Below are 13,711 nucleotides of genomic sequence, written 5' to 3' on the forward strand. Positions count from 1 at the left end.
CGTCGCATGCCCCGCTTTCTCGCCGTCTACACCGTGAAGGCCGAAGACCTCGCCCGCTCTCGCAGCATTTCGCGATCGACACCGCCGGGTTAAAGCAGCGGACGGACTGGAAGACGAGGAGCGCCGCATCACTTGCCGTGTGGGTTGTCGCCGACCAAGCGGCGTCTCCGATCGAAGCTATGGCGGCATCAACCGTCCTCACGGGGGATTTGAAAATCTTCGATTTCGTGATGCGCCAGGTTCGCGAGGACAGCCACTGCTTCAGGCAGCAACGGCTTGTGGATCCGCTGACCAAACTCTCGTCTGAAACCAAGTGCCTTCTCGACAAGAATTTTGGTGAAAATACCCGCACCGCTGGAATATATCCGCCATCCTCCGTCTACGGAAATCCGACCGTATCGGAGTTTTTCCCAATCGGTAGTAGCTTCGTAACGGTCGTTGAAGCCGGGATCACTGCTGCTGAAATAGGTATTTAGCTGTCGCAGCGAAGCCTGTGGCAGCAGGTCGGCCAGCGATATGGGATTGGCTAGCGCAAGCCCATTCCACAGGCCGTCAGCATCGCCAACAAGTGCCAACGCTTCGCAATACCGAAGATGGGCATGCGTATACATCAGGCCGATCTCACGCCCGAAAAACGCCGACGTTTCAGCGCGCCGAAAGAGTTTCTCAGTTCCGCCTGAATAGCCAACGGGTTTCTCCATAAGCCGTACGCCGTCGGGAAACAGGAGGTGTTCCTTAATGACTGCCAAATGCCGTTCGCGCTGCTCGGGCGTAAAAAGTCCACCAATGATCGGCTGCGTCATCGAGATCAGCGAGTATTGAAGGCCTGTACGTCTGTCGGATGGATGGATGAGTAACTCGACGTCTCCACTGGGCTCGAATATGCAGTAGCCGGCAACGACGTTGTCACGGATCAGAAAATTACCGAAATCCTCGCGCATGCTTGCAGCCTTGCGCTGCAATTGCGCCGATTCCTCAGCTCGTTCCGCTCGAGCAAGAATGTCAGCATAACGCGCCATCTGTTCGTAAAGCAGTGCGACGGTCCAGCTACTTACCAGGCAGTCCCGAAGTTGCGGATCGGCGGGCTGAAGGGAATCGTTCCAATCTCCTTCGCCGTAACGGATGAGGCTCGTCCCGGGAATGTACCTTTCTTGGACAGTTTGGAGCAACTTTTCGATGTGGTTGGCGAGTGTCGACGTTTCCTTGGTTTGCTCCAACGTGTCGTCGGACCGCCACGGAATATCGACATCGAGAACCGCAATGTCACCTGTCGCCTCGACGTAGTCGCACAGGGCCTTCAGCGGCCAGATAACAATGTCCCCGTGGCTTTCCCCGGCGCGGATGTTTGAATACGGCTCGAGCATAAACCATTGTGGCCAGTCCCCTCGGTCCCGAAACTGTTCACCAAATACAATCCGGATGACCTCTCGAGCCTCGTTGTCGTGCTCGAAGGCCAGAAGAAGCTCAATCGGACCCTGGCAGACATCGCGCGTTCCCCAGGCGGCGCCCGTAAATTGCTCAAGACCGTGCGGAACACTCGCGTGAATAATTGCATCATGAGCGAGCCAAGGAAGGAAAGTTGCTTGGGCGAGAAGGTTGGGACCGTCTCCCTGTATCACAGTCTTCTGCGTGACGCGGCTCCAAAAATCAAAGGCGGAGGCAAGCATGTCGGCTAGATGGTTACCAGCCTCATAACGTTCGGCGCGTTCTTCCCCCCGGCTCGTATCAACCATCGACCCAGTCACAGCAAAACAAAATCGATGGGTCTCAAGGACCTTTACGACTATAAATGGGCCGCCACGCGCTATGCCGTCGGTATACAGGAGCTCGTCTCCTCCAATCTCTCCGACGACTTCAGGCGTTGACGTTACAAGATAATAGGCGGCGTCCGGAAATTTGTTCCCCCAGAGGCCAGCCGCATCCGGCCGGAAAATAATAAGTTTGCGTGCGACGTTAATATCGACACGGCCTCCACTCTCAAATTCGCGTTCACCTAGCGTTAAATGTCCAAAGATGAGGAAACGGCAAGGAGCACCTTCGCTCGTAATTTCCCACTGCATTGCCGGTTCCTTGCCGGACACGGCTGCCGTGATGGTCACGGTGCGCCCCGAAAGTTTATAGACCCACCGGGAATCGCTCAGTCCCATCTCAAAGACGGAAGGAACACCTAAGAGCCTCCAGCCATCGCCCTCGTCAATAAGGATCCTTAGACCATTGGAGATCGTTAAATTGTAGGGATCGCGCGAGACCGAGAAGAGTTTGTGGAAAGACGTATTTCCAATTGTCAGTTGTGCGGCAAAGATTCCTTGCATCCAACAGGTTACAGCAAGAGTATCATTGTCCGGTAGGATGCTCTGACCGCTTCGGAGGATCGCGCCGTGGCGCCTGACGGTGACACGTTCCTTGTCTTTCAGGACGATATGGCGGTTTTGTCGGCTGTCCTGCACGAAGAAGGATAGAAGTTTTCCATCTCTACGTTCTTCTAGGTGCCTCGTGGGGTATAAAGCCGCCACGGACTCGGTATCTAATTCTAATGACATCGCTTCGGCAACGTCCTGAAGCACACTACGAGATACACCTGCTGCCGCCATCTTGTTTCGCAACGGATCGGGACCGACCGGCGCATGTTCGATTCCGTCGAGTCTCGAGAGGTCCTTTTCGCTTGAAGGCTCCGGATGATCGGGTACGAACAGACCAAAAAATGTAGATGATGAACTCGTGGCCGGTGCTATGAAAAGAGGTGTAGATTGGATACTTGGACACGCCAATTCATGCTGCCGACGGAATGCGGGGAGGTTTTCTCCGAAAGCCGGAACCATTGCGCTGTGGCAAGCCTGCCTCGGAAATGCCAGTTGGATCGCGTCTGTCGCGTACGCAGCAGCGCCCGTAACACAACCTTGGGCGAGCCACGGGTTTCGACCGCCCGGCTGCTTGAGGTTCTGGCGGTTCATTACCACCGAACCGAATACTGGGTGATTTGCGATCGTGTGGTCGATGTAATGCGAGGCATAAGCTTCGCTTCCCATCAGAAACTCGGGGGCTCCAATGCCGACGTCCTGCACGAGGACCAAGTCAGCCTCTACAGTGACCTTGGAGGGGTTTTCCAACGTCACGTTCCAGAACCACGTCGCCTGGGTCGGGTGTAGTTCAAGCCGAACAGAATGTGTAATTTCGCGGGATTTGCCCTTCCAGAAGAAGGCTGTCTCGCCCTGACTGAACAAGACCTTTGCTCGCGGTCCAACAATTTCAAAGACACCAGGTTGCGTACCACCAATTCTGAGATAGAGCCTACCAATCCCACCATAGACCGGTGATCCCAAAACCTGATTGATCATAATCACGCCAGCAACATCGCTGTATTCGATAGCAAATAATGTCCCGTTCGGCAGAAGTGAGATCGAAAGACCACTTTCGTTTGACAAGCTTGCGAGACCAAGCCTGTCTCGATGAGGCATCTGGAACGAACGGTGCGTGGCAGAAGGCATAACTTATAACCTCCTATATTCCCATTAAGGAAGCGGGCATGGACGCTGAATTGAGAACCTCCATTGGTCGATTGCACCTTGGCTCAAGTATTATCCCCTTCCGTTGAGGTTCGCGCCGACTCCGTAGTTCCCCCTTTGGCCCCCCATTTCCAGCCGCTTATCGCGGGCATGTCGTCGCCGTGTTGCTCGATATACTGCCTGTGTTCGGCCAGCTTGCCGTGGATGGCCTGCTTGAAATAGGCGGCACGCGCACCCAGTTGCGGAAGCCTGTCAATGACGTCTTCGACCAGATGGAAACGGTCGATCTCATTCAGAACGGCCATGTCGAAAGGCGTCGTCGTCGTACCTTCTTCCTTGTAGCCGCGGACATGCAGATTGCGATGGTTCGTGCGGCGGTAGGTCAGCCGGTGGATAAGGGTCGGATAGCCATGGAAGGCAAAGATGATCGGCTTGTCCTTGGTAAACAGAGCGTCGAAATCGGGATCCGACAGTCCATGCGGATGCTCCTTGGTTGGCTGCAACTTCATGAGGTTGACGACATTGATGACGCGGACCTTCAACTCGGGCAAGTGCTCCCTGGCGGTATTCGCCTCATTCGACCGACGAGCAGTGCGTTCAGTGGTAAGTGAAACCATAGTTGCCTCCCGTCAAGGACGAACCGAATAGCTGGGTCTTGTGGCTCGATATGATTTGCGGTTTCGCCTTTATGTGGAATGTTCCGGAAAACTCGCCGGTAATCAATTCTCGCAGATAGCGTCAAAGCGCTTTTTGCCACCGACGTGCACAGTCCCGCAATTGGCAGTACTTCTAATATACACAATCGACGCGACTTCGTCGCGATCAATATTCTCCATTTGTATTCAGCATGTGACGCAATTCTCCAGCTTACCCAGAATTTATCCGGACTCATCATAGGCTATGGCAACCGCTGTTGAGGCACCTAATCTGTATTCGGAAAGCAAGAACAGCGCAAAAGGCCTTACCCCGGTCGTGCTAGCCGCCAAGGAAGGGCTGGCGCTGATGAACGGCAGCAGGTCTCGACCGCGTTGGCGCTTGCCGGCCTGTTCCGCGCGCCCACCGCGCCGCGCATTAAGTCAGCGTTTTTGGACGTCAACAACACGCCGATCGCCATGGGCACCGCGATAGGGCCGTCCAGATTATGCTTGGCCTGAAAGCAATCCGGTCTCGTGGAATCGAAATAGACGATGCTCTGCACATTTCGGAGCAAATTGAACTCTGAGGAGATCAACGGCGACTTTACGTCAACGCCTGCCACGCTGCATCGCTATTCGCTCCTACTGGCCACTGGGCGGTAGCAAGTACAGCGTCATGGCAAGAATGAGGTAGACCATTAGCATCAACACGCCCACGAACCATGAAGAGCGCCCACCATTGGTGACTATGGTCGCTGTCGCAGTTGCGATCAACACCATGGCAACTGCGCCCGACCAAAATTGCAGGTCCATGGGCGCAGGACCTATGGCGTAACTCAGCAGCACCAGGACTGGAGCGACGAACAGGGCAATCTGCGCAGCGCTCCCGAGAGCAATGCCGACACTTAGATCGAGCCTGTTCTTACGTGCCGCGGAAAAGGCTGACGCCATTTCTGCCGCACCGCCGACCAATGCCACGACGATAAAGCCGACGAATGCAGGCGTCATTCCGAATGTTACCGCTGCTTCCTGAACCGATTCGACAAAAATTTCGCTGACGAGCGCCACCAGCACCGTCACGCCGCCCAAGGTGACCAGGGCCACATTGAGTGGCCAGGTCACCTCCTTCAAACCCTCTTCTGAACTGCCAAAGAGTTCGCGGTGACTCTTCAGTGAGAACACAAGGCCCAGTCCATAGGTGATGATCAGGACGACGGACAGTCCCAAGCTTAGCTGTTGCATGAACTTCGAAGGTACGTCGTTCGAGGCAACGGCCGAGGGGATGATCAGCGCAACTGTGGCCAGGAACAACAGGCTTGTCTGCAGCCGCGCATTGACGCGATTGTAGTCCTGAACGTGGTACTTTAGCCCGCCGAGCAGAAACGATGCTCCCAACATGAACAGCGTGTTTGTAACAATCGCCCCGGCCAAGGATGCCTTCACCAAGGTGAACTGACCGAGGCGCAGCGCGGCCAGCGCAATGATAAGTTCAGTGAGATTGCCGAGTGTTGCATTGAGGAGGCCACCCACCGCATCGCCGGTTTTAGCAGCCACGGATTCCGTGGCATGACTGAGCAAAGTGGCCAACGGAACGATGGCGAGTACCGAGAGCACAAAAAGCAGCGTGTGCGCCTCTGGACCGACCGCCTGCGCCAAAAAAACGACAGGTACCAGGACGAGGAGCCACAGGATTGGATTGTGCCCGATTTCTCGCCACAGATGGTTCATGAGTCCCCCATTTCAACAAGTGCCCAATCGCGCATGAGCAGTTAGGAATTTCGGTCAACCCCACGCAGCGCCTGCACGCTGACCGCTGCGACGAGTCCGGCCAGAACGATGCCACAGAAGCCGATTGCGATGGCCAGAATACGCGATGAGAGGTGTTTCGGTGTCAAATCCCCATACCCGATGGTAAGGCCAGTAACAAAGGTGAAGTAGAGTGAGTCGGTCACCCCCCAGCCTTCCATCTGCCCGACCAGAAAGCCACACAGCACCATTACCAAGATGATCCCAGACAAGATTGGCCATACAACGCGAACCTGATGATACAGCGCCTTGAAGAAGATGCGTCTGGTCTGCCTATATCCCATCAACCCTCCTGATATGAGCGGACGTGGATAATTGTAGGCAACCGTGCGAATAGCAAAAGTACGTTACAGTAAAACACTTGCGAAAACCGTTCTAATGGCAGCTTCGGTTCAATCCCAAACCTTGGCAGGACGAACTCTGGTTTCCGCTTCTCGTGTTAGGGTCCTAGCAGCGGACAGTCGGCTATCGGCCCCGAAGCTGCCGCTTGGCGATCGTGGCGGGACTGACCGCTTTGCGCCCTCATTCCAGACATACATGCAAATTTTGCTGTACCCGGAAGCAGACATCACCACTGACATGATCATGCCATCAGCGGTCATTTCCAGTCGGCGAGCGTCGCATTTAGCTTGTCAGTTTGCCATCTCGAAATCCGGCATCTTGAACGTCTTGTTGTTCATCGCATCCGTCGGACCGTAGAACCGAATAGCTGGCAGCGGCCGCTTGCCCGCCGTGGGTATCCAGTTGGCCTCCAGCCCCTCTGGTGCTTTCGGACCGACATAGAGAGTGACGCTGCCGTCGGCATTCTTCTTCATCCTGTCGAGGTCGTAGGAAGACAAGGTCGTCCGATTGCTGTCGCTGTAGATGAAGGCCATCGTCGCCCGGTCATAGACCGTCAGCGCCCAGAACTGTTTGACAGGCATATCCGCCGGCACATCAAGTTTGTAGAGCTTGCCCGCTTCCAGCAGCTTCCCCTCCTTGTCGGCGATTGCCATCATGTATTGCGTGGCCGGTGTGTCGCTCAGCACCTTGGGCATGTAGGTGCACCAGAAATACTCTGCAGCACGTCCTATCAGATCGATGCGGTCGTCATAGACAAAGGTGAACTTCTTGTTCGTGTCGGTCATCAGCAGGGAGGCGTAGTGCCGGTCTGGCCAGTAGAGCTTGTCCTTGGGGAAGTTGTCGAACCAGTGCTGCAAATAGAACCAGCCATCGGTGGCTGCCTGCCGCATCGCCCGCTTGGTCGTCTCATCGGGAGCAAAGCGCTTGCCTTTTTCAATTCCGAGCGAGGCTAGCATTCCCATCATAACTTTGTCCTGCGGGTTGACTGGTTCAGCGCTCACAACGGCGTGCAAGTCTTCGAAATAGCGCTCGTCATAGATCGGCAGCGTCGGATAACGGTCATTGATCGGATCGACGAAGCGTTGCTTCGGAGGATTGCTGGCCTCTGACAGATAGTACATTCGCAGCTTCTGGGCGTAGCGGTATGCGTCCGCGACGCTCTTGCCCTTTGCGGGTACCGATCGGAAGGCAAACGCAATCCGGAAGTTCGGCGAGGCAACGTTGATGTATTCGTTCGGAACCTTCCCTGTGTAGTCCGGTGGCGTAAAAAGCAGTTTTCCGCCTTTGCCCTTGTCAAGGCCGGACGGTCCAACGTCGGCAATCGTGAGCTGCCACGCATCGACTACCTGACCATAGATGCTGCCTTCAACACCCGCGACGGGGAGCTCTAGTACCACAGGGCCTTTCCGCAAATCCGTAAACGCGGAAATGTAGGGTGTAACGCTGTTGGCGGTAATGGCCTCGAGCTTGGGCGTGGCGGGCGCTGAATACGCGATAATATCGTTGTCCTTCATGCCGAGATCATCAACTGCCGCGCGACGAAAGCTATAGATGGCTGCGGCGGGTATGCCCCACAACACGGCTTCAAATGCCCGCTGGTACTTGATCTGGTATTCAAAATCTTTGACCGATGCGGTCGCACCGGCTGGCGGTTGTCCACCGTTGGGTGCAGTTCCTTCTTGTGCAATGCTTGGTGTGACGACAAGAAACGCCACAAATACAGCTGCTAACCGATGGCTTGCACGCATCACATGTCCCTCCTATCGAAACGTCCGAACCGAGTCGGTGCTGCCAATACGTGCTTACAGAGTCGCAGCTAACCAAGCCTAACTATGGACAGATTGAAAGCCGGTTGTAAGTAACGCAACGGTTACAGCTAATTAGAGGTCCGGATTGGGGCCGGTAGCTGACTGTCCGGTTTTTTTGGCCGAGAGACGGTCCGCGACGATCACAGCCGTTGCTCGAAAGCTGACACTCCATAGGCGCTCACGGTGGGCGATCGACCTCAAGGACATAGGCCAACAAGCCTGGGGCCCGCTCAAGGAGTCATTTCCAGATGGGCATAATCAGAACATTCCGTTTGAGTTGGCGGCGTTCTCGGGCATCATCTGGAGCACGTCCCAGTGTTCAACGATCTTACCGTTATCATCGAGCCGGAAAATGTCGATTCCGGCATAGTCGTTGTTGTTGGGCCAGTGCTGGAAGCAATGCAAAACGACCAGATTGCCCTCTGCAATGGTCCGTTTGACCTCGACCCGCTTGCCCGGCCACTCCCGCGCCATTCGCTCAAAATAATCTATGAAGCCGACCTTGCCGGTTGCGACATGGGGGTTGTGCTGTATGTAGTCATCACCAGCATATCTCTCGATTGCCTCGCGCGGTTTGCAGTCGTTGAACATGAGTAGATAAAAGGCGATCACGTTCGCCTTGTTGCGTTGTAGTGTTTCCATGCCGTCCTCCAAGTGAGAATGGGCGCTTACGCGCCACTCTGTAGATTTGGAGCTTGAAGTTGCCGCCTGGTTCCTCCAATCGCGACGCGCGGATCGTCACGACTGCATCCAATGCTCTCGGTGAGTTTGCCGGCCTCAATGCGAAACTGAGTAGCCTGCTCGCCACCACAAATGCCACACATGAAAATATTTGCTAACCCAAAAATTCTTTGCCGCCATTTGCGTCCCGGAAAGGAACTTACGATGACTGTTCTAGTTTCAGTACGCGAAAAGTTCTGACGATGGCAAGCAATTGGAGCATCTTCGATCAGCTGCTCGACAGGTCCGACTATTTTCGTTCATGGTGCGTTCACCCTCAAAGGCGCATCACTCAGCGTATTGTTAACAGGAGTTACAATGAAAAAAATTGTTTCGTTATTTACTGCGGGATTCCTCGCCGTCTTCATGGGGCTAACATCGCTAAGTGCGGCGTTCGCGTCACCAATTGCTGTGCAGAGCCTTCCGGCTGCTTCAAACGTCGTGCAGGTCCAGTACCGTGACGACAGGCGTTATGAACATCCGAGAAAGAAGCGTTGGGATCGCCGCGAACATCGCTACGAGAGCCGTCGTGATCGGCGGGAACATGGCTACGAGAACCGTCGTGATCGGCGCGGATACTGGAATGGCCATCGTGGTTATCGCGAACAACGCCGCGGCTATCGTCGCCACAATGACGGGTATTGGTACCCCCTGGCACTGTTCCGACTCTAAGCTAATTTCTTCTGCTCTGAGTTAGCAGAAGGCGGCTCTTAGGGCCGCCTTTTTCTATGGGAATATCGCTGAATTCTACTGGCAGTGATGAATAGTGGGCCTTGGCTACTAGTCCCCTTCGTCTTCATCGTCAGACTCAATTACTTCCCATATAAAAGCGTGCAAACGCTCTTCGATGGTTTTCTTCGCGGCTCCGGATTTTTCCATCTCACGCTTGATTTTGAAAAACTGATCTCTGTCGGCTGGCGTGAGGTATTTGGTGGCGTTTTCTAGCGATGATAATTGGCTGGACATACGCGGTTACTACCTTTTCGGCCATGACAATGGAAGTAACATATCATGCTCAAGCGCTTTTGATGTCCACCAACCGCATCTTCTTGAACAACTGCGCGACAAGTACGATGCAGCGCTCGCCGAAGTTTTCTTTCAAGGGATTGATTCGATCAAATCGCAGATAACCCCGCGGATCGTGGACGAACGCCTGGAAAGGACGAATCCCAGACCTCGTGTTGAGCGTCCTGAGCGCGGACAGGCCGCTGTCGGCCCCGTTTCCGTCTGCGATGTCCTTGCGGCAAGTGGATTTATATTGAGGAGCGGGAAGTGCTCGATCTCGTCGGGCAAGTGACAGAGATGGTCTATCAGTGCGATCGATCTGGAGTTGAATCGGGAACGATCGAACTAGCTGCGAGTTGTTGAGGTGCTGATTTGAAACCGGAGCATCAATATGAAAACACTTGCAGAGCTGTTCGAGCACACCCTCAAAGATGTCTATTACGCCGAGAATGCTATCGCAAAAGCCCTTCCGAAAGTATCAAGTGCGGTAAAGAACGCAGCGCTTAAGCAGACCTTGGCTGACCACCTCGCAGAAACAAAGGGCCAGATCAAGACCTTGGAAAAGGTTTTCAAGACCATTGGCGTAAGGGCCGAAGGTGAGAAATGCGATGCTACGGATGGTCTCCTAAAAGAGGCGGACGGTGTTCTTGCGGAAGCCCAGGGTGTTGCCTTAGAAGCTGGTGCATTGGCAGCCTGCCAAGCCGTGGAACATTATGAAATAGCCCGCTATGGCTCGCTGCGCGAATGGGCAAAGGTCCTTGGAAATGAACAGGCTCATGTTCTGCTGAGTGAGATTCTTGATCAAGAAAAAGCCGCAAACAACAAGCTTACCAACTTGGCCGTCACCTCCATCAATAAGTAACTGTCAGTTGGCGGATAGTGCTCGATGCCGATAGTTATACCCATTTTGGGCACTGTTCCCGGCTTTGTCGGCGCGCCATCGTTTGACTGGATGTGGCCTTCAAAAAGTCGCCCAGCTAATAGCTTTTCGAGATCACGCGGATTGGAGAGTGGCTATCTCGAAGCGCTTATCCGTTCGATTCGACGAGGATTACCAGAGACTCAGGCACCACTCCATCGAATGCCATCGCATCGCCGGCGGCCTTGCTCTGCATCGCCGTCTGCAAGGCATTCATATCAGGAACGTCCATCATCAACGCCACACGAGCCGGATCCTCAGGATCAACAAACGTTCGGATGTTGGTCACTCCGAGCGAACCGAAAAATTCCTTGCGCTTCGGTGAAGTAAGCCAGTGGTTCGCGTCCTTTGTGATGTTGTGATGGGCAATAATCGTTGGCATAGTACCCTCCCTGCGACGACGATGACGGCCGGATCGAGGCCGCGCTTCATAACGCAAGGCTACTGTGCCGCGTTTTTAATAAGCTGTAAATTGTGGCGCTCATGTGGGATGGTCACCCAACGACGGAAGCCATCCACTGCAGGTCGACAGGTGGGGCGCCGCTGCCGGCGGTCAGCCACTTTGGCCATGGAATTCCTACCTTCCACATTCCTTGCCTGTTCGAAACAGATCCGGGTGTCGACCTGCTGACGGCTGACGAGCCGTTCTGCCACATATTCCCGGTGGCGCGCGGAGCGTTGGAAGAAATATCTCCGACGATTGAGCCACTCTCATCAAGACCTGACCTTGAGCGGGAATACAAGCTGTGGACCAAGAGCCGCGATCACTTCAATGCGGCACTCACGGACCCAGCTCTACGGCGGCTCGGGAAAAATGGCAGAAATCCTATTTCAGGGGAATTTGCCCCTCAGGAGGTGCAGGTCCCGATGGACATCCCAGCAAGCTGCGGCTTAACTCCTTCAAACGGGGAGCCTGACTTTATTATAATGCTGTTAGGCCTGTCCCCACCAGGAACAGGAAGGTAAATTTAGGGACATTAGCAATTGCGTAAAACGTGGGTCCCGTGCCGCTTACACGTAAACGTCTTTATCGACTTTGCGCCGGCATACTGCGTATACAGGTTAATTTTGTTGTGCCGGAAACAGCCATCGCCCAGATTTTACAGTGTCGTGATCGCGCCATATGCGGACATTGTTGTGAGTTCAAACCGCGTTCTTAAGATTGACGCGCTTCTCTAATTTTGCTGCGCTCTCCTTGCGCTCGCTATAGCGGTCAGTGAGATATCCAGAGACCTCGCGTGTGAGTAGTGTGAATTTGACCAGTTCCTCCATCACATCAACTACGCGATCATAGTAGGCGGACGGCTTCATCCGACTGTGATCGTCAAATTCCTGAAACGCCTTGGCCACAGATGACTGGTTGGGAATAGTTATCATCCGCATCCAGCGCCCGAGCACTCGCATTTGGTTAACAGCGTTGAACGACTGCGAACCGCCAGACACCTGCATGACGGCAAGAGTACGCCCTTGCGTGGGACGGATTGCGCCAACGGAAAGCGGGATCCAGTCGATCTGAGATTTCATCACGCCCGACATGGCACCGTGCCGTTCGGGGCTGGTCCAGACCTGACCTTCTGACCACTGTGACAATTCCCGGAGTTCTTGAACTTTCGGATGATCGATTGACGCTCCATCGGGAAGCGGAAGCCCAGCGGGGTCGTAGATGCGTGTCTCGGCACCAAAATGCTCCAGCAAGCGAGACGCTTCTTGGGTGAGCAGGCGACTATAGGACACTTTGCGCAGTGACCCGTAGAGCAAAAGGATGCGTGGACGGTGCGTGGATCGCGGAGCAGTAAGCTTCGAAGCCTCCGGGATATGCAGCGCATCTGGGACAACATTCGGCAGATCAGACAACGCGCTTTCCTTCAGAGTCGATTACGACCTCACCATCCTCTTTTGTAAACGCGCCTTGTTGAGGTGTTGGCAGAATGTCGAGGACCAGTTCTGATGGCCGACTGAGACGCACACCTTTCTCGGTGACGACGAATGGGCGATTAATCAAGATCGGATGGGCTTCCATGGCGTCGAGCAGCAGCTCGTCCGTCAAGGACATGTCTTCCAGACCAAGCTCGGCATAGGGCGTGTCTTTTTCGCGTATGGCCTCGCGGATGGTCAGACCGGCTCTGCGGATCAGGTCCTTGAGTTCCTGACGGCCAGGGGGCGATTTCAGATATTCGATGACGGTCGGTTCAATACCCGCATTGCGGATGAGAGCCAGCGTGTTGCGGGAAGTGCCACAAGAGGGGTTGTGGTAGATGGTGACGTTCATGGTCATTCAGCACCTTTCAATTTGTTGAGCGCTTGGGGCGTAGGGTTCTGTTCAGCCAGCATCCAACTGGCTAGTCCCATCGCGAGCAGTGCGCCGAGCAACTCTGCGATGATGAAGCCGGGCAAATCGATGGGTCGGATGCCTGCAAAGGTATTGGACAGGGCTCGCGCGATAGCGACGGCCGGATTGGCAAATGATGTCGAGGCAGTGAACCAGTAGGCGGCAGTGATATAGAGCCCAACCAGCCACGGAATTGCATTCGGCCGAAAGCGAAGGCAAGCGAGAATGGTAAAGACCAGTCCGAAGGCTGCTACGGCTTCTGCAATCCACTGTCCCGTCCCGGTGCGAGCCGTATCCGAAACCTCGATGATTGGAAGTTCAAACATGGCGTGTGCCAGAAGCGTTCCGGCTATGCCGCCTGCTATTTGTGCCAGGATGTAGAGGAGTGCTCCATTCGCCTCGATTTCCCGCCGAAGCGCAAAGATCATCGTTACGGCCGGATTGAAGTGCGCGCCCGAGATCGGTCCGAGGATGGTAATCAGCACCACCAAAATCGCGCCCGTAGGGATCGTGTTCCCGAGCAGCGACAGCGCCACGTCGTTAGTCAGCCGGTCGGCCATTATGCCGGAACCGACAACGGTAGCAACGAGCATCGCCGTGCCGAGCGCTTCTGCCGTAAGGCGGCGGGACAGGTTGGGCATGGC

14 protein-coding genes and 1 pseudogene are annotated in these 13,711 nt (G+C 54.8%); 4 read left to right on the top strand and 11 right to left on the bottom strand.

From position 1 onward, the window contains the following. Nucleotides 1–188: 188 nt before the first annotated feature. Both K9U38_RS03360 and K9U38_RS03365 read right to left on the bottom strand, forming a co-directional pair. Complete coding sequence (locus K9U38_RS03360; RefSeq protein WP_224492940.1) at nt 189–3,485, bottom strand: GH36-type glycosyl hydrolase domain-containing protein; 3,297 nt, start codon at nt 3,483–3,485, stop codon at nt 189–191. Nucleotides 3,486–3,568: 83 nt separating this feature from the next. Then, entirely contained in the window at nt 3,569–4,120 is a 552-nt protein-coding gene (locus K9U38_RS03365; RefSeq protein WP_255606917.1) for a phosphoketolase family protein, read from the bottom strand. A gap of 340 nt (nt 4,121–4,460) precedes the next feature. On the opposite strand from K9U38_RS03365, the pseudogene K9U38_RS03370 reads away from it, so the two are divergent. Next, nucleotides 4,461–4,627 (top strand): annotated as a pseudogene (locus K9U38_RS03370) (aromatic amino acid lyase); the annotation flags it as partial. A 153-nt stretch (nt 4,628–4,780) separates the two neighbouring features. Here K9U38_RS03370 and cax read toward each other — a convergent pair. The 4 genes from cax to K9U38_RS03390 all read right to left on the bottom strand — a co-directional run bounded on the left by cax (nt 4,781) and on the right by K9U38_RS03390 (nt 8,736). Beyond that, nucleotides 4,781–5,866 (bottom strand): calcium/proton exchanger, encoded by a 1,086-nt coding sequence (gene cax / locus K9U38_RS03375; RefSeq protein ID WP_224492941.1) that lies wholly within the window; start codon nt 5,864–5,866, stop codon nt 4,781–4,783. Nucleotides 5,867–5,907: 41 nt separating this feature from the next. Then, on the bottom strand, nt 5,908–6,228 hold the full coding sequence (locus K9U38_RS03380) for a potassium channel family protein (protein ID WP_224492942.1): 321 nt from the start codon (nt 6,226–6,228) through the stop codon (nt 5,908–5,910). Nucleotides 6,229–6,576: 348 nt separating this feature from the next. After that, nucleotides 6,577–8,034: a DUF1254 domain-containing protein gene (locus K9U38_RS03385; RefSeq protein ID WP_224492943.1), complete on the bottom strand. Its 1,458-nt coding sequence runs from the start codon at nt 8,032–8,034 to the stop codon at nt 6,577–6,579. Nucleotides 8,035–8,352: 318 nt separating this feature from the next. Continuing rightward, complete coding sequence (locus tag K9U38_RS03390) at nt 8,353–8,736, bottom strand: nuclear transport factor 2 family protein (protein WP_224492944.1); 384 nt, start codon at nt 8,734–8,736, stop codon at nt 8,353–8,355. Nucleotides 8,737–9,132: 396 nt separating this feature from the next. Here K9U38_RS03390 and K9U38_RS03395 point away from each other — a divergent pair, with 396 nt between their 5' ends. Beyond that, entirely contained in the window at nt 9,133–9,486 is a 354-nt protein-coding gene (locus tag K9U38_RS03395; protein WP_224492945.1) for a hypothetical protein, read from the top strand. 108 nt (nt 9,487–9,594) lie between these two features. On the opposite strand, the gene K9U38_RS03400 is transcribed toward K9U38_RS03395, so the two are convergent. Next, complete coding sequence (locus K9U38_RS03400; protein WP_224492946.1) at nt 9,595–9,780, bottom strand: hypothetical protein; 186 nt, start codon at nt 9,778–9,780, stop codon at nt 9,595–9,597. A gap of 430 nt (nt 9,781–10,210) precedes the next feature. Here K9U38_RS03400 and K9U38_RS03405 point away from each other — a divergent pair, with 430 nt between their 5' ends. After that, entirely contained in the window at nt 10,211–10,681 is a 471-nt protein-coding gene (locus K9U38_RS03405; protein ID WP_224492947.1) for a YciE/YciF ferroxidase family protein, read from the top strand. 166 nt (nt 10,682–10,847) lie between these two features. Here K9U38_RS03405 and K9U38_RS03410 read toward each other — a convergent pair whose 3' ends face one another. After that, a complete protein-coding gene (locus K9U38_RS03410) occupies nt 10,848–11,120 on the bottom strand; it encodes a hypothetical protein (protein WP_224492948.1) in 273 nt (90 codons plus the stop codon). A gap of 101 nt (nt 11,121–11,221) precedes the next feature. Between K9U38_RS03410 and K9U38_RS03415 the strand changes: the two genes are divergently transcribed. Beyond that, nucleotides 11,222–11,704 carry a DUF6065 family protein gene (locus K9U38_RS03415; protein WP_224492949.1) on the top strand — a complete coding sequence of 161 codons (483 nt, stop codon included), beginning with the start codon at nt 11,222–11,224 and terminating at the stop codon, nt 11,702–11,704. A gap of 177 nt (nt 11,705–11,881) precedes the next feature. Here K9U38_RS03415 and arsH read toward each other — a convergent pair whose 3' ends face one another. Genes arsH through K9U38_RS03430 form a run of 3 tightly spaced genes read right to left on the bottom strand, consistent with a single transcriptional unit; the run spans nt 11,882 to nt 13,708 of the window. Continuing rightward, the gene (arsH, locus tag K9U38_RS03420) at nt 11,882–12,583 is read right to left on the bottom strand and encodes an arsenical resistance protein ArsH (RefSeq protein WP_444357256.1); all 702 of its coding nucleotides are present in this window, start codon (nt 12,581–12,583) and stop codon (nt 11,882–11,884) included. A 1-nt stretch (nt 12,584) separates the two neighbouring features. After that, the gene (gene arsC / locus K9U38_RS03425) at nt 12,585–13,007 is read right to left on the bottom strand and encodes an arsenate reductase (glutaredoxin) (RefSeq protein ID WP_224493186.1); all 423 of its coding nucleotides are present in this window, start codon (nt 13,005–13,007) and stop codon (nt 12,585–12,587) included. Between the two features lie 2 nt (nt 13,008–13,009). After that, complete coding sequence (locus tag K9U38_RS03430; protein ID WP_224492951.1) at nt 13,010–13,708, bottom strand: aquaporin; 699 nt, start codon at nt 13,706–13,708, stop codon at nt 13,010–13,012. Nucleotides 13,709–13,711 lie beyond the last annotated feature (3 nt).

Source organism: Phyllobacterium lublinensis (assembly GCF_020164435.1).
Taxonomy (GTDB): Bacteria; Pseudomonadota; Alphaproteobacteria; order Rhizobiales; family Rhizobiaceae; genus Phyllobacterium; species Phyllobacterium lublinensis.